The organism is Streptomyces sp. NBC_00154 (assembly GCF_026342835.1).
Lineage (GTDB): Bacteria > Actinomycetota > Actinomycetes > Streptomycetales > Streptomycetaceae > Streptomyces.
The window spans coordinates 1,466,204-1,483,370 of record NZ_JAPEMI010000001.1 but is presented as its reverse complement, the minus strand read 5'-3'; the positions used below and the strand labels follow the sequence as shown (position 1 = coordinate 1,483,370).

The following is a 17,167-nucleotide window of genomic DNA, read 5'->3' as shown; positions in this document are numbered from 1 at the left end:
GACCAGGTACGACAGCCGGGGCGTGGCCGCACATGACGGTGGGTCGCCCCCCGGCTGCCGAGGTCGCTGCACGGGTGCCCGGGCCGGCCCCGCCGCCCGCGTTCACCGCCCGCCCACGAGTACCTCCCCCGCGCGCAGGGCGCTCAGCCAGGCCTCGGGACTGCCGCCAGTGCCATCCCCGCCGCTGCCGTCGAGCCGCCCCGGCTTCCCGCCCACGTGCGGGTAGCTGCCCAGGAAGGACACCTCCACGGCCCTGCGCCGCAGGGCGATCATCGCGTCGCCCACGGCGCCGTCCTCGATGTGCCCCTCGACGTCGAGGAAGAAGTGGTAGCTGCCGAGGGCCGTGCCGGTCGGCCAGGACTGGATCCAGGTCAGGCCCACCCCGCGGGCGGAGAACTCGGTCAGAATGTCCACCAGCGCTCCTGAGTGCGCGCCGTCGGCGGTCACCACGAGAGAGGTACGGTCCCGGCCCGTCCGGGCCGGGGACGGGCCGGTGCCCCGCACGGAGACGAACCGGGTGACGGCGTCCCGACGCTCCCCGATGCCCGAGGCGAGCACCGACAGCCCGTAGCGTGCGGCCGCGATGGGCGCTGCGATCGCTGCGTCGTACCGCGCGTGCGGCGACGAGGATTCCGCGATCTCCCGGGCTGCCGCGGCGGTGGATGTGGAGAGGCAGACCTCCACCCCGGGCAGCCGCTGGGTGAGCCAGCGGTGGCACTGCCCATGGGCATGCGGATGGCTGAGAACCCGCCGGATGTCCTGGACCGCCGCCCCCGGACGTGCCATCAGCGCGAAGGTCACCGGCAGTTCGATCTCTGCGTCGAACTGCAGCGTGGCACCACCGGATATCAGATCCTCCAGCGTCGCGGGCACCACACCGCGGACCGAGTTCTCCAACGGCACAACGGCCGCGAGGCAGCCACCCGACCGCACCGCGTCCAGGGTCGAGCTCACGGTCGGAAACGGCTCGCACACCGCTCCGGCGGCCTCGGGCAGCAAGCGCAGCGCCGCCTCGGTGAAGGTGCCCTCCGGCCCCAGATAGGCATATCTCGGTTCAGCGCGCATAGCTGTGCCTGCTCTCTCGGGGCCCGCTCTGCGGGGAAGGGCTGCCCGGCACCCGGGGGCTGTCCAGGCCGAGCCGGTCCTCTATCTCCGCGATGCGCAGAGTGAGTTCGACGATCGTCCTGGACTGTGCCCGCAGCAACGCGGTCAGCTCGGGCGCGGGCCCGTTGTTTCCGGACCGCAGGATGTCCTGCTGCAGGTTCTGCACCCGGGTCGACGGCTCAAGGCCCAGATCCTCGACCATCGCCGTACGCAGCCGCTGGAACACCGCGAGCGCCTCGGACCGCCGGTCGGAGCGGTACAGGGCGAGCATGTACTGCGCGTGCAGCCCTTCGTGCAGTGGATGGTCCACGCACAGGCCGGAGAGTTCACCGAGCAGTTCCCGGTGGCGGCCCAGCTGCAGGTCCGCGTCCAGCCGGTGCTCCAGGACGATCAGCCGGGAGTCCTCCAGCCGCTGCGCCGCGGCCTGGAGCCGGGTTCCCATCCGTACATCCATGAGAGCGGGGCCACGCCACAGGCCGAGTGCGGTCTCGAATCTGGTGCCGGCCACGGCGTAGTCACCCGAGGCGAGTGCCTCCCGGCCGGCGGCGACCGACCTTTCGTACCGGTCGGCGTCCGACGCGGCGTCGGGCATCTTCAGCCTGTATCCGCCCGGGACGGCCTGCAGGATCTCCTGCGGATCGCGCCGCGGATCGGACAGGAGATGACCTAAGAGCTTGCGGATCTGGCATATGTAGGTCCGGACTGTGGTGGCCGCGCTGAGGCAGGGATCGTTTCCCCACAGTTCGTCCACGATCGAGTCGGTGAGCACCAGTTGCCCCGCGTGCAGCACCAGCAGTGCCAGAAGTGTGCGCTGCTTGGCGGCTGTCGGTTGAACCGATCTCCCCTCGTAAGACACCACAAGTGGACCAAGCAATCCGATTTCCAACGGAAGACCCCCGTGTCATGTCCCAGCACGGCGCACCGAGAGGCATGAAGGAAGCGGCCCCCTTGCCGCCTCGCACTCCCGGCGCCCCGTGCAGGCACCTCTTCCTGTGTCACCCGGCTCCCGGGACGGGAGCCACTATGCAGTTGTCTTCTGCTCCCGTCCTACGAAGCCGAAGACTACGACGGCTCCGATCAGCAGCAGCACGCCGGAGACGATCACGCCGACCTTGGTGCCGGTCTCGATCGACGAAGCGCCGTTCAGGATGGAACCGAGAATGGCGACTCCCACCACAGCTCCGGTCTGACGGGCCGAGTTGAGGGCGCCCGAGCCGATACCGGACAGCTCCCGCGGCACCGACCCCATGACGGACACGACGAGCGAAGGCATCGCGTAGGAGATACCGAATCCGAGGAGGAGCAGTCCGAACGAACTCACCGCGACCGACACGGCCGAGTCCGAGGTGGTACCCGCCTGGATCAGGGTGCCGACTCCCATCAGCACGAAGCCGGCTGTGGCCGGCTTGCGCGGGCCGATTCGGGCGACCAGCCGGCCCGTGAAGATCGGGTTGAACGCGGTGGGCAGGGTCAGTGGCAGGAAGGCCAGTCCCGCGAGGAACGCGGAGTATCCCCGGCCCTGCTGGAAGAGCAGGGAGAGCGTGAACAGCACACCGGACAGTGCGAAGTTGATCAGCAGGCCGGCGAACAGCGCTGCCGAGAAGGTGCCGCTGCGGAACAGCTTCAGCGGCAGCATCGGCGTGTGCCGTTCGGTGGCTTCCCGCCGCTCCACTGCGATGAAGAGCCCCATGGCGACCACGAAGGCGGCGAACGAGCCGAGTACCTCGGGCGCCGTCCAGCCTGCCGTACCCGCCTGGATCAGCCCGAACGTCAGGGCCGCCAGGGCCACGATCGCGGTCAGCTGCCCGGGCAGGTCGAGGCCGCGCGCCGCATTGCGGCGCGTCTCTCCGGCGTTCTTGGTGGTGATGACGATGCTCAGCAACGCGATCGGGATGTTGACCAGGAAGATGGCCCGCCAGCCGATGGCGTCGGTCAGTACGCCGCCGACGAGGGGGCCGGCCGCGAGCGCGACGCCGGTGATCGCAGCCCAGCTGCCGAGCGCCTTCGCCCGGGCCGCCGGGTCGGAGAACGTGTTTGCGACGATGGCCAGCGAAGTGGGCAGGAGCAGTGCGCCGGAGATACCCAGCAGACCGCGCAGGACCACGAGCAGTTCCACCGAGTTGGCCAGCGCGGAGACCCCGGAGATGAGACCGAAGGTCCAGAGCCCGACAAGGAACACCCGCCGTCCGCCGAAGCGGTCGGAGAGGGTGCCCGCGGTGAGCAGGAAGGCGGCGAAGGTCAGGGTGTAGCCGTTGGACACCCATTGCAGGGAGCTGAGGCCCGCCGAGAGGCTCTCCCCGATGCCCGGAAGCGCGACAGTGACGATGGTGGTGTCCATGAGGACCATGAAGTAGCCGAGCGCGAGGCCCACCAGGAGACCCCGATGGGAACGGGCCGGGCCGGCGCCGACATCTGACGAGCCGGGCGCACCTGCCGGTGTGCTCGGCCGGGTGGCCGGAATTGCCATGAAGAACTCCCGTGAATCACGCAATTGATGGTCAACCATTAAAAATCCGTCCATGCGGGACGGCTTCTTGTACCGAGCCTGACGGTTTCGAGCACGAGAGGGAAGCGGGCAGTTACGATGCGTGGTATCGGGGAGCCCGATACATCAGAACTGGGGGAGGGATCGTGGCCACATGGAGATCCGTCACCTGAAGTCCTTCCGTGCCGTCGCGCAAAGCCTGAGCTTTACGAAAGCAGCGGCAGAACTTCACTATGCACAATCCAGCGTCACGGAACAGATCCAGGCGCTGGAAGCCGAACTGGGCACCAAGCTCTTCGAGCGGTCGAACCGGAAGCTGCGCCTCACCAGTGCCGGCATCCGGCTCCGCGAGTACGCGGACCAGGTGCTGCTGCTGATCGACGAGGCCGCCACGGTGGGCGTCCTCGACATGCAGGAACCCACCGGGGCTCTCGCCATCGGCGGGTTGGAGACCTTCTGTACGCATGCGATCCCGCCCGTCCTTGCCGAGTACCGGGCGCTGTACGGCAAGGTGAACGTCAGCGTGGACGTGGGAAACCGGCGAGAGCTGTACGAGTCCGTGCGCCGGGGGGAACTCGATGTCTGTTTCACCTTCGACGCGCCGCCCAAGGACGACAAGTACGCGAGCAGGGTGCTCTTCCAGGAGCGGCTCCTGGTCACCACCCCGGTCGGCCACCGGCTCAGCAGGCAGGAGCGTGTCCACGCGGCAGACCTTCACGGTGAGCGCTTCCTGGCCACCCAACGCGGCTGCGGATTCCGCGAGATGTTCGACAAGGCCATGGCGGAGCTGGGCCCCGAGAGCTTGAAGCTCGAGGTGGAGGTCTCCGGCATCGCCCCGTTGCGCGCGTGCGTGGCCGCGGGGATGGGGCTGGCCCTGCTGCCCGAGATGGCGGTCCGCAGCGAGGTCGAGCGGGGCGAACTGCTGGCATTCCCGCTTCAGGACGCGGACTTCCGCGCCCCCGCCACCATGACATGGCGGCGAAGCCGGGAGGGCGTGCCCAGCCTGGACAGATTTCTCGCGCTCACCAAGAAGACTGTCGCCAGCCGGATATAGCCGTCAGAGGTCGAGGAGTTCAGGAATAGATACCGGCCACCGTTTTCCGGATTGACCGCCACATGAACCACGCGTTGATTTCCGGAATTCTCCCGGACGAAGTCTGCGGGGCCGAGGCATTCGAGGACGCGGTCGACGGAGTCCTGTTTCCCGAGGAACAACGGGCAGTCACCGGTGTGTTTCCGGAGAGGCTCCGTGCCTTCATCACCCCTTCATCACCGCCCGGATGTGCGCCCGGCGGGCCTTGGCGGGCAGCGGGGTGCCTACGGCGCCGATCCCGCCGGGTGCGTTCGGCGCCCCCGTCCGGCCGCCCGGCTCACCGCCGTGGTGTGCCGGCCGGGGTGAGGTGCCGCAGCAGGGCGCCGACGACCGCCGCCTGGTGCTCGTTCAGATAGAAATGCCCGCCGGGGAAGACCGTCAGATCGAAGGGTCCGGTGGTGTGCCGCTCCCAGACGCCGGTCTCCGCGACCGTGGCCTTCGGGTCGCCCTCGCCCACGAAGGCGACCACCGGGCAGGTCACATCGGGTCCCGGCACATAGCGGTAGGTCTCGGCAGCCCGGTAGTCGTTGCGGACCACCGGCAGGACCATCTGCAGAATCTCCTCGTCGTTCAGGACCTCGGCGCCCGTGCCGCCGAGGCTGCGTATCTCGCGTTCCAGGTCTGCATCGGTGGATAGGTGGAGTGTTTCGTTCCTGTTTGCGGACGGGCCGGGCCGGGCGGAGACGAAGAGCGCCGAAGGCATGACGCCGCGGTGTTCGAGGCGCCGGGCCACCTCGAAGGCGACGGAAGCCCCCATGCTGTGCCCGAACAGGGCCAACGGTTTCTCGAGCGCCCCGGGTATCAGGGCTTCGGTGACTTCGTCGGCCAGTTCCCCGATGTCGTCCACGGGTTTCTCGGCGTAACGGTCCTGACGCCCCGGATACTGGACCGCCAGCAGCTCAACCTTCGGGGACACCCTCGCAGACATGCCGTGGTAGTAGCCGGCCGAGCCCCCGGCGTACGGAAAGCACACCAGACGGGTGGCGGCTTCGGGGGCCGGGTGGAACCGCTTGATCCAGGACGGTCCGGTCGTGGGGAGGCTGTTCACCATGTCTGTCGTCCGCTCGCTTTCCTCATGTACGTCGCCTGCGTCACCCGCATCGCTAGAACTCCCGCAGCAGCCTCAGGGGTTGTTCCACGCAGTCGGCGACGTACCGGAGGAAGCCCCCGGCGTCCGCCCCGTCGCACACCCGGTGGTCGAAGGTGAAGGAAAGCTGGACGGTCTTGCGTACGGCCAGCTCGCCCTTGTGGACCCACGGCTTGTCGGTGATCCGTCCCACCCCGAGCATCGCGGCCTCCGGGTGGTTGAGGATCGGGGTCGAGCCGTCCACTCCGAACACGCCGTAGTTGTTCAAGGTGAAGGTCCCGCCCGTGACCTCGGCGGGGGTGAGCGCTCCTTCGCGGGCCGCCCTGGTCAGCCGGGCCAGTTCCCCTGCCAGCCGCGCCGTGTCCATCAGGTGCGCGTCCCGCATCACGGGGACGGTCAGTCCCCGGTCCGACTGCGCAGCGAAGCCCAGGTGCACCTGCGGCCACTGGATGATCTCCCCCCGCTCGGTGTCGACGCTCGCGTTGAGCTGCGGGTACCGGGCGAGGCCTGTGACACAGACCCGGGCCAGCAGGGCGAACAGCCCGATCGGGGAATCCCCTTGAGCTGCGAGCACGGCCCTCGCCTCCACCAGGGCGGTGGCATCGGCCTCCACCCAGCAGGTGGCGTCGGGGATCTCCCGGCGGCTGCGGGTGAACTGCGCCGCGGCGGCCGCCCGTCGGCCGCGCAGCGGCACCCGGACGCCGATGTGCGCGCCGGGGACGGCCTCCTCCTTCCGGCGGATCGCCGCATCGACGTCGCAACGCAGAATCAGGCCGTCGGAGCCGGTGCCCGTCACGGTCCGCAGATCCAGGCCGTGCCGACGGGCCAGCTGCCGTACGAGAGGCGAGATCACAGGGATTGGGCCGGGGTTCGCCGCCGCGGCGGACACGGCGGCCGGCCGGGAGCCGAGCCGCGCAGCGGACGCACCGGGACGCCGCGGCGTCTCCCGAGTGCCGTAGCCGACCAGGACGCTGCCCGAGCCGCCTGCCGGCTGCGCCTCTTCCGCTCCGCGGCCGGGCAGGTCCGCGCTCTCCTCGACCCTGACCGAGATCACCGGATGCCCGACGGCCAGAACGTCGCCTTCTCCGCCGTACACGTGGGAGACCACGCCCGCGTAGGGGCAGGGGAGTTCCACGACGGCCTTCGCCGTCTCCACCTCGACCACCGGCTGGTCCACGGCGACCGGGTCCCCGTCCGCGACCAGCCACCTCACGATCTCCGCCTCGAGCAGTCCCTCGCCGAGGTCCGGCAGCACGAAGTCACGCACCGACGGCATACCACTCACCACCGCTCTCCGTCCTGGTGCCGACGCCGGTGTCCGGCCAGTTCAGCCGGCGGACGGCGTCGAGGATCCGGTCCACGCCAGGCAGGTGATGCCGTTCCAGAAGTGGCGCCGGATAGGGGATGTCCAGACCGGCCACCCGCAGCACGGGCGCCTCCAGATGATGGAAGCAGCGCTCGCTCACACGAGCGGCGATCTCTGCCCCGGCCCCGCCGAATCCGGAGGCCTCGTGCACCACCACAGCCCGCCCGGTGCCGCGCACCGCGGCGCACACCGTCTCGTCGTCGAACGGCACCAGGCTTCGCAGATCCAGGACGGCGACGTCCAGGCCTTCCTCCCGCGCTGCGTCCGCCGCCTCCAGGCAGACCGCCAGGCTCGGCCCGTATGTGATGAGGACGGCCGCGGTCCCGGTGCGGCGCAGGACGGCCCGCCCTATGGGCGGCACCACAGCGACCGGCTCGGCCGGTGACCAGTTCTCCTTCGACCAGTAACAGCGCTTCGGCTCCAGAAAGACCACCGGATCGTCGGAGGCGATGGCCTGCCGGAGAAGTCCGTACGCGTCGCCGACGGTCGCGGGCGCCACCACGTGCAGCCCCGGCGTGTGCAGGTAGAAGCCCTCCGAGGAATCGCTGTGGTGTTCCACCCCGCCGATCCCGCCACCGTAGGGGATGCGGATCGTGATCGGCATGGGCAGCTTGCCCCGGGTCCGGTTGCGCATCTTCGCGACATGGCTGACCAGTTGCTCGAACGCGGGGTAGGCAAAGGCGTCGAACTGCATTTCGACCACCGGGCGCAAGCCGTACATGGCCATGCCGACCGCGGCCCCGAGGATGCCCGACTCGGCCAGCGGGGTGTCCGCGCACCGGTCGTCGCCGAACTCCGCCGCCAGCCCGTCGGTGATCCGGAAGACACCGCCGAGGGCGCCCACGTCCTCACCCATGACATGTACGGACGGGTCGTCGCGCAGGGCGTGGCGCAGCGCGGTGTTCAGCGCCTCGGCCATGGTGGTCTGCGAGCTCTGTATGTTCATCGGTGCCCTGCCTCGGCCCTGAGTTCGGCGGCGAGCAGGCTCCGCTGGTCACGCAACTGAGGCGTGGGCTCGGCAAAGACGTGCTCGAACATCTCCATGGGATCGGCGATCGGGTCTTCGGCCAGTTCGGCCCGCATGTGCGCCGCCATGGATTCGGCGGCGGCACGGGCCTGCCGCTCTCCGTCCTCGTCGAGCAGACCGGCCGCCCGCATGTAGCCCTCCATGTTGACGACGGGATCGTGCGCCCGCCACCGTTCCACCTCGTCGTTCCCCCGGTAGCGGCTGGCGTCGTCGGCATTGGTGTGCGCGTCGAGCCGGTAGGTCAGCGCCTCGACGAGCGTGGGCCCGCCGCCCGCCCGTGCTCTCTCGAGCGCGGCGGACAGGACGCTGTGGACGGCAATCACGTCGTTGCCGTCGACCTGGACCGCGGGGACGCCGTAGCCGACGCCCTTGTGCGCAAGGGACGGAGCGGCGGACTGCTTTGCCAGCGGCACCGAGATGGCATAGCCGTTGTTCTGTATGAGGAACACCACGGGTGCCCGCAGGACGCCGGCGAAGTTGAGCGCTTCGTGGAAGTCGCCCTCGCTGGTGCCGCCGTCGCCGGTGAGGGCGAGGGCCACCACGTCGTCACCGGAGAGCCGGGCCGCGTGGGCCAGACCGACAGCGTGCGGGAGATGCGTCGCCAGCGGGGTGCACAGCGGAGCAATCCGGTGCTCCACCGGGTCGTATCCGGTGTGCCAGTCCCCGCGCAGCAGGGTCAGCGTCTGCACCGGATCGACACCGCGAGCCATCACGGACACGGTGTCACGATAGGTGGGGAAGAGCCAGTCCTGCGGCCGCAGCGCCAGGGCCGCCGCCACCTGGCATGCCTCCTGTCCCCGGCTCGACGGGTAGACGGCGAGCCGGCCCTGCCGGGTGAGGGCGGTCGCCTGCTCGTTGAACCGACGGCCGATGACCAGCTGCCTGTGGAGCTCCCGCAGCAGAGCGGGGTCCACACCGTCCGCGGCGCGTGTGCCCAGCATGCGTACTGTCGCACGGTCCGGCAGCAGCGGGGCCGGATCCTGCACGGGGGGCCAGGGATCTGCCGCCACGTGCTCGGCGGCCTGCTGCACGGTCATGACGGCACGACCTCGGCCAGGTGCAGCCGGTCGAAGTCGAAGTGCACGATCCGCCCCTCGAGTCCCCCGGTCAGCGCGGCGAACCAGACAGCGGGGCGGACGTCCGTGTGCCGGCGTTCGAGCACGATCTCGGACTCCGACGTGCTGACCTTGAGATAGCCGTCCAGGTCCTCCTGTTCCATTCCGGCGATCAGGGCGGTACGCAGAATTGGTTCGAACTCGGGGATGTCGAGTATGTAGATGGCAGGCATCAGCTGTTCTCCTTTCCCGCGTGGGTACGGACGATCTCCGCCTTGCGGCGCCACATGTCCTGCACCGTGGCATCGGCCTTGCCCGCCACGTCTGCCAGGGCCACGAGGGTGAGCTCGGCGTCCCTGGCATCGACGTCGCCGAACGGGCGGAGCGGCCGGGCGATCTCCAGCTGAATGCCGTTGGGGTCGTCGAAGTAGATCGACTCGAGGAGTTCGTGCTGCATCGGGTGGGTCACCCGCACACCGTGTGACTTGATCTTCTCCCGCCAGGCGAGCATCTCCTCCTCGGTGTCCACGTGGAATGCCAGGTGCCGGGACCGGTGCATGAGGTCACCGGCCGGTTCCTCCTCCGGGAGGCCGAAGAAGTAGAAGAACGCGAGGTAGTTGCCCTTGCCCAACTCGAAGAAGAAGTGGACGAAATCGGGGAACTCCTCCTTGAGCCAGCCCGTCGCCGTGATGGCGTGGACCAGCGGCAGGCCGAGAACCTGGGTGTAGAAGTCGCACGTCGCCGCCGGATCCCAGGTGACGAGAGCGATGTGGTCGACGCCGCCCAGACGCAGCCCCCCACCGGGGTGCAGTTCGGTCATGACTTCTCCTCTGTTGCAAGTCGTTCGCGGATGGCCTTCTTGTCGACCTTGCCGACCGGGGTCAGCGGCAGGTCGGTGAGGATCTCCAGCTGTTCCGGAAGCTTGTAGTGCGCCACTCCGTGCCGGACGAAGCGCTGCCGTACGTCGCTGAGTGAGGGGGCCTGTGCGCCGGGGGCAGGCACCACGACCAGGCAGACCCGCTCACCGAACTGTTTGTCGGGCACCGGCACCGCGACCACGCGGTCGACCCCGACGAGCAGGCGGGTGAGGTTCTCGACCTCCTCGGCGGAGACCTTCTCCCCACCCCGGTTGATCAGTTCCTTGCGCCGGCCCTCGACGGTCAGATTGCCGCCGGGGTGCAGTCGCACGAGATCCCCGGTGCGGAACCAGCCGTCTCGTGTGAACGCGTGGGTGTTGTGTTCGGCCGCCCGGTAGTAGCCACGCGGCGTGTACGGGCCGCGGGTCAGCAGCTCTCCCACCTCGCCGAGCGGCACCGGACGGTCCTGTTCGTCCACGACCAGCAGCTCGTCGTCGGGGCTGACGGGTCGGCCTTGGGTACCGAGCACCAGGTCGTCCGGGTCGTCCGGTCGGGTGCAGCAGAGCAAGCCCTCCGCCATCCCGTAGAGCTGCTGCAGTTGCCCACCGAGTCCGTCGCGCACCCGCCGGGCCAGTTCCGGGTCGACCACCGAGCCGCCGATGGTCACCAGCCGGAGGCTGCCGAGGTCGTACCCGCCGCCCGCCGCCTCCGCCACCCATTGCCGGGCGACCGCCGGCACGACCGCCACATCGGTGACGCGTTCCGCCTCCATGGCGGCCAACGCGGTACGCGGCTGCGGGGACGGCACCAGGACGACCGTGCCGCCGCCGGACAGGGTGCCGAGGATTCCCGGGCAGCCGAGAACGGCGTTGTGTCCGACCGGCAGTGCGGCCAGGAACACTGTCGTGGAGCCGAAGCCCGAGACCTCCGCGCTGCGCCGGACGTTGTACCCGTAGTCGTTGTGCGTACGGGCTATCAGCTTCGGCAGACCCGTCGTCCCGCCGGACAGCAGGAAGAGCGCGATGTCATCGGGGTGGGGCGGATCGGCATCGAGCTCACGGATGCGCTCCGGCGCGCCGGGACCGCAGGCCAGGATCCGCCCCAGGTCCAGATGCGCCGCGTCGGCCGTCGTACCCTTCACCAGCACACCGCACTCCCACGGGACGGCTTCGGCGAGTCGCGCGGCCAGGTCCTGGTGGTCGAAGTCCCGCCAGCGGTCCGGCACCACGATGAGCTTGGCCTCGGTATGGCGGAGCAGGTAGTCGAGTTCGTGCTCACGGTGTGCGGTCAGCACCAGAACCGGTACGACTCCGGATCTGAAGCAGGACAGCATCAGGGCCACGAACTCCCACGAGTTGGGCAACTGGACGAGGATCCGGTCGCCCCGGTGCAGGCCCCGCTCGCGCAGGGCCACGGCCAGCGCGTCCGCATGGGCGGCCAGCTCGCGGTAGGTGAGCCGGATCTCGCCGTCCACCAGCGCGGTCCGATTGCCGTACGTCTGCGCCCACCGCCGCGTCCAGTGGCCGAGCGGCCGGTCCGCCCAATGTCCTGCCGCCCGGTAGCGCGCCGCATACGCGGCAGGCCACGGCACCGTCCCGGGCTGCGGAGTACTGCGGGGGGCACGGCCGCCGGACGTGCCGGCGACCCCCTCCTCCACGGTCGTCATACGCCGGTCACCACCGGCGCCGGTATTCCTGCTCCGGCGGTGGCTTCGGGGGCAGCGTCCCCCTCAGCGGCGGTCTCGACCGGAGCGAGGCATTCCACCAGGTACTCGGCGATCGCGAGGACCGTAGGCCGGTTCCACAGCAGAGTCGCCGGCAGGCTCAGTCGGAACAGCCGCTCCAGGCGGCGGCGCACGGCCACCGTCATCACCGAGTCGAGCCCCATCTCCAGCAGCGGGCGTTGCAGATCGAGCTCTTCGGGAGCCAGCTTGATCTCGGCCGCCACCTGTCGGCGCACCTCGTCGACGAGCAGTGCGAGCAGCTCCTGCGCCTCGTACTGCGTCCAGTCCTGGCCTTCGGTCCCGTCCGTCCCGGCGCTGTCGCCCACCTCGGCGAGTTCCTGTGTCAACGGGATCCGGCGCGGGCCGCCGTCCATCGCGATCTGCCGGAACACCGCGTAGTGCGAGGCCCCGAACCGCTCGGCGTACTCCCAGGCCCGCAGGGCCTCGGTGGCCGAGATCTCGGCGTGCCCGAACGCGGCGAGCTCGGCCGAGATGAACTCGGACGAGGCCGACATGCCCAGGCCCCGCCAGGATGTCCAGCCGAAGCTGACCGTGTCGTCGTGGCCGGCGGCTCGCCGATGCCTGGCCAGCGAGTCCAGGAAGGCGTTCGCCGATCCGTAGGAGGCCTGACCGGGGAACTGGAAGAGGTAGCCGCAGGAGGAGAACAGGACCATGAAGTCGACGCTGCCGGCGGGGAAGAGCTCGTTGAGCACCAGTGCGCCGTCCACCTTGGGCTGCAGGACCTTGCGGAGCGAGTCCTCCTCCAGGTCGACGACCATCTGGCCGTCGACGACACCGGCCGCGTGCACCACACCCCGGATCGGTGGCAGTCCGAGCTCGGCCGAGCTGAGCACCTTCCGCGCCTGCTCCGCGTCGGAGATGTCCAGGGACACCACGGCGACGGTGACGCCGAGGCCCTCCAGGGCACGCACGGCCTCGATCTGGCCACGGACCTCCGGATCCTGCTGGGCGTCCCATTCCGAACGCTCCGGGAAGCGGCGGCGTCCGGCCAGGACCAGTCGGCGGGCGCCCCGGCCGGCCAGCCAGCGCGACACCTCAAGACCCAGCGCGCCGAGACCGCCCGTCACCAGATAGGTCCCCTCGGGCCGGCACTCGACCGCGCTCCGCTCCGGCTTGTCGCCCACGGCCACGAGTACCGAGGCCGTCGCCAGGCCGTCGCGGATCGCGATCACGTCGGCTTCGGGACGGGTGCGCAGCACCTCCAGAAGCGGGCCGAAGGCCTCCGGCTCGGCCGGATCCAGGTCGACGATCCCACCCCACAGGTCGGGGTGCTCGGCCGCGACGATCCGGCCGATGCCCCAGGCCGGCGACTGGGCCAGGGCGTTGCGGTCCGCGCTCTCACGCACTCCGGTGGTGACGGACCAGATCCGGGGCCGCCCCGCCGCGACGGCGACTATCTGCTGTACCGAACGCCCGAGTTCCCAGGCCGAGTCGTGGGCAGCCCGGCCCAGGGCGTCGTCGGCCGCCGGCGCCGCCGGGGTCACCAGGACCGCGGTGGTGTCGGTGAGCCGGGCCCCGACAGCCTCAAGTCCGTCCGGACCGGGTACGGAGAGGAACTCCAGCCCCGCCCGGGCGCAGTCCTGTGCAAGTGCCTCGTCCGACGCCGGGTGCCCGCCGACGGCGACCACGGTGTCCAGCGGACGGGCAGCGGGCAGTTCGAGCGGACGCCAGACGATCTCGTGGACGATTTGGCGGGGCGCGGCAGTGGCGCCCGGGTCGCCGGTCAGGACGGTGAGGCGGATCCCGGTGACATTGGCGATCACGTTGCCGTCCATGTCGGCGACGACCACGTCGAGTGTGTCCGCCCCGGCCTCGCCCTCGCCCGCCCGGACTTGGACGTTCGCCCGCTGCGGCGGCTCACCGATCAGCGCGAGTCGCGCGATGTGCGAGGGCATCCGCAGCACCGGTTCGCCGAGGAACAGCACCGAGGTGACCGTCATCGCACCGTCGAGCAGCGAGGCCCAGGTGGCTGTCCCCGGTTCGCCGGTGTCGATCACGGCGAACAGCTCGTCGGGGCCGCCGCGCCGCAGTTCCTGGATCTCCCAGGGGAAACCCATACCGGCCACACCGATCTGGGCCACTCGCTCCAGGACGTAGTCCGTGCTCACCGGTTCGCTGCAACGGGCCCGTGCCTCGTCGAGGTCGAAGCGATCCTCCAGTACGCCGCCGGCCGGATCGATCGAGGCGGTGGTGTGGGTGAGCCACGATTCCTCGGTCTCCTGGGTGCCCTCCTCGTTGATTCGGGAGGACAGCCGCAGAGTCGAGTCCTGATAGGAGATCTGGATGTCACGCGGTACGGAGACGGCGACGGGCACCTTCAGGGCCACGTCGACCAGCGCGGGGCGTCGGCCGCCGGGCGCGGACAACCCGGTCTGCGCCAGGGCCTCCAGGAACGTGTTCATCAGCACCGCAGCCGGGATGATCTCCACGTTGTGGACCGGATGGTGGCCCGGGTACGGGCGGCTCTCCTCGTCCAGGTGCGTCTGCCACAGCCACAGCGGAGTGCTGCCGGCGATCCTGGTCGCGCCGCCGAGCAGGGTGTTGACCTTCGGGTCGTGCTGCAGCACCCGTCGGCCGCTACCGGGGCGCGTGTCCTTCCAGTACGTCTGGTGCTGCCATGCCACGGAGGGCAGCTCCGCGAGAGTCGTGCCCGTGAACAGGGCGCCGAGGTCGGCGGCCACACCGGCGCAGTGCAGAGCGGCCAGATTGCCCAGCAGGGTGACCCGGTCCGGCGTGTTGCGGCGGAGCGTCCCGACCGCCACGGCATCGTCGATGCCGAGCTCGCCGAGGGTCTCGTTGACGGAGTGGGACACGATCGGGTGGCTCGACACCTCCAGGAAGTGCCGGTGCCCGTCCTCGACCGCCGCGGTCACGGCCTGGGAGAACCGCACCGGGTTGCGCAGATTCCCCGGCCAGTACGAGGCGCCGAGTCCGACGTCCGCCCGAGGGTCGTCCAGCGACGTGGAGTAGAACGTGACCTCGGGCCTGCCACCGGTCAGGTCATGCATCACGGAGGGCAGTTCGGCCGCGAACGGGTCCATCTCCGAGGAGTGGAAGGCGATGTCGGCCTGGACCCTGCGGACGACCAGTTCCCCCTGCGCCTCCCACGTCCGCACGGTCTCCTCGACGGCGGCGGCGCTTCCGGCGATCACCGTGGAGATGGGCGACGCGGAGATGGCAGCCGTGACGCCGGATCGGCCGGCGAGGCGCTCCGTCGCCTCCTCGAAGGAGAGGTTCACCAGGGCCATCGCACCCTTGCCGGCTGCCGGACGCATCATCAGGGCCCGGCGGCAGACCAGCCGAGCACCGTCGAGCAGGGACATGCCGCCGGCCGTCACGGCCGCCGCGAGCTCACCGATCGAGTGGCCGATGACCGCTGCGGGTTCCACACCGAGGGAGCGCCACGTCGCGGCGAGGCCGACCTGGACGGCGTACGTCACCGGCTGCAGGACCTCGGGGCCCTCCAGGGTGTCGCCCTCAAGGATCGCGCGGGCGGTGAAGCCCAGCTCCTCCTCATAGACGGGACCGAGTTCGTCGATGACCTTCGCGAAGGCGGGCTCCGCGCCCAGCAGATCACGGCCCATGCCGATCCACTGCGCCCCTTGCCCGGCAAAGACCCACACGGCGTTCTTCGAATGCCCCTCCACGATGCCGGTGGTCACACCCGCGATCTCCTCGCCGGCGGCGAGGGAGCGCAGGGAGGTGACGAGTCCGGCACGGTCCGCGGCCACTACCGCGCCACGGTGGCTCAGGTGCGAGCGCCGCGCGGCCAGGGTGTGGCCGACGGTGTCCAGTGACACCTCGCCGCCGGCTTCGTCGAGCCAGTCGGCGAGGCGGGACGCGTTGGCCCGCAGCCCGGCCCTGGATGCCCCCGACACGGGGAACAGCCACGGCGCGTGATGGCCGCTGCCCGCCTTCGCGCCCGCTCCCGCCGATCCCGCGGCGGTCCGGGCGGGCTCCTCCAGGATGACGTGGCCGATGGTGCCGCCGAAGCCGTAGCCGGAGACTCCGGCGCGCCGCGGCCGGTCCGAAGCGGGCCAGCCGGTGGGCTCGGTGACGACCTTCAGACCGTTGGTGTCCCACGGGATGGCCGGATTCGGGTCGGTGCAGTTCAGGCTTGGCGGGATCTCGCCGTGCTGAAGCGCCAGGACGGCCTTGATGACGCCGGCGACGCCCGCGCCCGCTTCCAGATGCCCGATGTTGGTCTTGACGGAGCCGATCAGCAGGGGCTGTCCCTCGGGCCGGTCGGTGCTGAGGACCTCGGACAGGGCCCCGGCCTCGATGGGGTCGCCCACGTTGGTCCCGGTGCCGTGCGCCTCGACGTACCCGATCGAGCTCGGGGCGATCCCGGCGGTCCGGTAGGTGTGCCGCAGCAGGTCGGCCTGTGCCTCCCGGCTGGGCTGCATGATCCCGTTGGTGCGGCCGTCCTGCATGATGCCGGTTCCTCGGACGACGGCCAGCACCCGGTCGCCGTCGGTCACCGCGTCCGAGAGCCGCTTGAGCACGAGGGCGCCGGCGCCCTCACCCCGGCCGTAGCCGTCCGCGGTGGAGTCGAAGGATTTCGAACGCCCGTCAGAGGAACAGGCACCTGCGGCGTCCATGATCATCGTGACGGCCGGGTGCACCATCGCGTTGACCCCACCGGCAATGGCCAGCGAGGTCTCACCCGTGGCAAGCGCCTGGCAGGCGAGGTGCAGAGCCACCAGCGAGGCGGAGCACGCGGTGTCCACCGCCATGCTGGGTCCGCGCAGGTCCAGGTGGTACGAGATCCGGTTGGCCGCGGCGCAGTGGACCGCGCCGATGCCGGTCCATGCCTCGATCCGGGGCAGGTCCTCCATCAGCCGTCGGCCGTAGTCCTCGGTGCCGATGCCCACGTAGACACCGGTGTCACCGCCGGCGAGCAGGTGCGGTGGAACACCGGCGTGCTCAAGGGCCTCCCACGCCACCTCGAGCATGAGGCGGTGCTGCGGGTCCATCTGCTCGGCCTCGCGGGGCAGGATTCCGAAGAAGCCCGCGTCGAATCCCGCCACGTCGTCCAGGAACGCGCCTACCCGGGTCGTGTTCCGCAGTGCCGCGGCGTTCTCTGCGCTCGCCTCGACGTACTCGGCCCAGCGCTCCTCGGGGATCTCCGCGACGCCGTCCCGGCCCTCGATGAGCATGTTCCAGAATTCCTCGGGCGAGTGGGCGCCACCGGCGAATCGGCATCCCATGCCGATGATCGCGATCGGTTCGGTCCCGCTGCCCTCGTCGGCAGGCAGTGCGTTGGTCTCGGACATACGCTCGTCTCCCTTACGCTGAAATGTGGTCAAAACGGATTCCATGGGGCGTCAGTCCGGACCCTCAGGGCAT

12 protein-coding genes are annotated in these 17,167 nt (G+C 70.1%); 1 reads left to right on the top strand and 11 read right to left on the bottom strand.

Features of this window, described 5'->3' with window-relative positions; translation table 11 throughout:
• Nucleotides 1–102: 102 nt before the first annotated feature.
• The 3 genes from pheA to OHA03_RS06475 all read right to left on the bottom strand — a co-directional run bounded on the left by pheA (nucleotide 103) and on the right by OHA03_RS06475 (nucleotide 3,571).
• The gene (gene pheA / locus OHA03_RS06485) at nucleotides 103–1,065 is read right to left on the bottom strand and encodes a prephenate dehydratase (RefSeq protein ID WP_267001634.1); all 963 of its coding nucleotides are present in this window, start codon (nucleotides 1,063–1,065) and stop codon (nucleotides 103–105) included.
• Entirely contained in the window at nucleotides 1,055–1,963 is a 909-nt protein-coding gene (locus OHA03_RS06480; RefSeq protein WP_267001632.1) for an AfsR/SARP family transcriptional regulator, read from the bottom strand. Before OHA03_RS06480 ends, pheA begins: the two co-directional genes overlap by 11 nt.
• Nucleotides 1,964–2,125: 162 nt before the next feature.
• Nucleotides 2,126–3,571, bottom strand: a complete 1,446-nt coding sequence (locus tag OHA03_RS06475; RefSeq protein WP_267001630.1) for an MFS transporter — start codon at nucleotides 3,569–3,571, stop codon at nucleotides 2,126–2,128.
• 172 nt (nucleotides 3,572–3,743) lie between these two features.
• Here OHA03_RS06475 and OHA03_RS06470 point away from each other — a divergent pair, with 172 nt between their 5' ends.
• Complete coding sequence (locus OHA03_RS06470) at nucleotides 3,744–4,643, top strand: LysR family transcriptional regulator (RefSeq protein ID WP_267001628.1); 900 nt, start codon at nucleotides 3,744–3,746, stop codon at nucleotides 4,641–4,643.
• A gap of 316 nt (nucleotides 4,644–4,959) precedes the next feature.
• On the opposite strand, the gene OHA03_RS06465 is transcribed toward OHA03_RS06470, so the two are convergent.
• Genes OHA03_RS06465 through OHA03_RS06430 form a run of 8 tightly spaced genes read right to left on the bottom strand, consistent with a single transcriptional unit; the run spans nucleotide 4,960 to nucleotide 17,094 of the window.
• Entirely contained in the window at nucleotides 4,960–5,733 is a 774-nt protein-coding gene (locus tag OHA03_RS06465; protein ID WP_267001626.1) for a thioesterase II family protein, read from the bottom strand.
• A 52-nt stretch (nucleotides 5,734–5,785) separates the two neighbouring features.
• Nucleotides 5,786–7,045 carry a dihydrolipoamide acetyltransferase family protein gene (locus OHA03_RS06460; protein ID WP_267007948.1) on the bottom strand — a complete coding sequence of 420 codons (1,260 nt, stop codon included), beginning with the start codon at nucleotides 7,043–7,045 and terminating at the stop codon, nucleotides 5,786–5,788.
• Nucleotides 7,029–8,081, bottom strand: a complete 1,053-nt coding sequence (locus OHA03_RS06455; RefSeq protein WP_267001624.1) for an alpha-ketoacid dehydrogenase subunit beta — start codon at nucleotides 8,079–8,081, stop codon at nucleotides 7,029–7,031. Before OHA03_RS06455 ends, OHA03_RS06460 begins: the two co-directional genes overlap by 17 nt.
• Nucleotides 8,078–9,199, bottom strand: a complete 1,122-nt coding sequence (pdhA, locus tag OHA03_RS06450; protein ID WP_267001622.1) for a pyruvate dehydrogenase (acetyl-transferring) E1 component subunit alpha — start codon at nucleotides 9,197–9,199, stop codon at nucleotides 8,078–8,080. The genes OHA03_RS06455 and pdhA overlap by 4 nt, the downstream gene beginning before the upstream one ends.
• Nucleotides 9,196–9,450: a hypothetical protein gene (locus OHA03_RS06445; protein ID WP_267001620.1), complete on the bottom strand. Its 255-nt coding sequence runs from the start codon at nucleotides 9,448–9,450 to the stop codon at nucleotides 9,196–9,198. Before OHA03_RS06445 ends, pdhA begins: the two co-directional genes overlap by 4 nt.
• On the bottom strand, nucleotides 9,450–10,037 hold the full coding sequence (locus OHA03_RS06440; protein WP_267001618.1) for a VOC family protein: 588 nt from the start codon (nucleotides 10,035–10,037) through the stop codon (nucleotides 9,450–9,452). The genes OHA03_RS06445 and OHA03_RS06440 overlap by 1 nt, the downstream gene beginning before the upstream one ends.
• A complete protein-coding gene (locus OHA03_RS06435) occupies nucleotides 10,034–11,740 on the bottom strand; it encodes a (2,3-dihydroxybenzoyl)adenylate synthase (protein ID WP_267001616.1) in 1,707 nt (568 codons plus the stop codon). The genes OHA03_RS06440 and OHA03_RS06435 overlap by 4 nt, the downstream gene beginning before the upstream one ends.
• Nucleotides 11,737–17,094, bottom strand: a complete 5,358-nt coding sequence (locus OHA03_RS06430; RefSeq protein ID WP_267001614.1) for a type I polyketide synthase — start codon at nucleotides 17,092–17,094, stop codon at nucleotides 11,737–11,739. The genes OHA03_RS06435 and OHA03_RS06430 overlap by 4 nt, the downstream gene beginning before the upstream one ends.
• Between the last annotated feature and the right edge of the window lie 73 nt (nucleotides 17,095–17,167).

Coding starts and splice junctions, on each gene's coding strand:
- pheA (WP_267001634.1), bottom strand. CDS start 1,065: ATGCGCGCTGAACCGAGATATGCCTATCTGGGGCCGGAGGGCACCTTC.
- OHA03_RS06475 (WP_267001630.1), bottom strand. CDS start 3,571: ATGGCAATTCCGGCCACCCGGCCGAGCACACCGGCAGGTGCGCCCGGC.
- OHA03_RS06470 (WP_267001628.1), top strand. CDS start 3,744: ATGGAGATCCGTCACCTGAAGTCCTTCCGTGCCGTCGCGCAAAGCCTG.
- OHA03_RS06465 (WP_267001626.1), bottom strand. CDS start 5,733: ATGGTGAACAGCCTCCCCACGACCGGACCGTCCTGGATCAAGCGGTTC.
- OHA03_RS06460 (WP_267007948.1), bottom strand. CDS start 7,045: ATGCCGTCGGTGCGTGACTTCGTGCTGCCGGACCTCGGCGAGGGACTG.
- OHA03_RS06455 (WP_267001624.1), bottom strand. CDS start 8,081: ATGAACATACAGAGCTCGCAGACCACCATGGCCGAGGCGCTGAACACC.
- pdhA (WP_267001622.1), bottom strand. CDS start 9,199: ATGACCGTGCAGCAGGCCGCCGAGCACGTGGCGGCAGATCCCTGGCCC.
- OHA03_RS06445 (WP_267001620.1), bottom strand. CDS start 9,450: ATGCCTGCCATCTACATACTCGACATCCCCGAGTTCGAACCAATTCTG.
- OHA03_RS06440 (WP_267001618.1), bottom strand. CDS start 10,037: ATGACCGAACTGCACCCCGGTGGGGGGCTGCGTCTGGGCGGCGTCGAC.
- OHA03_RS06435 (WP_267001616.1), bottom strand. CDS start 11,740: ATGACGACCGTGGAGGAGGGGGTCGCCGGCACGTCCGGCGGCCGTGCC.
- OHA03_RS06430 (WP_267001614.1), bottom strand. CDS start 17,094: ATGTCCGAGACCAACGCACTGCCTGCCGACGAGGGCAGCGGGACCGAA.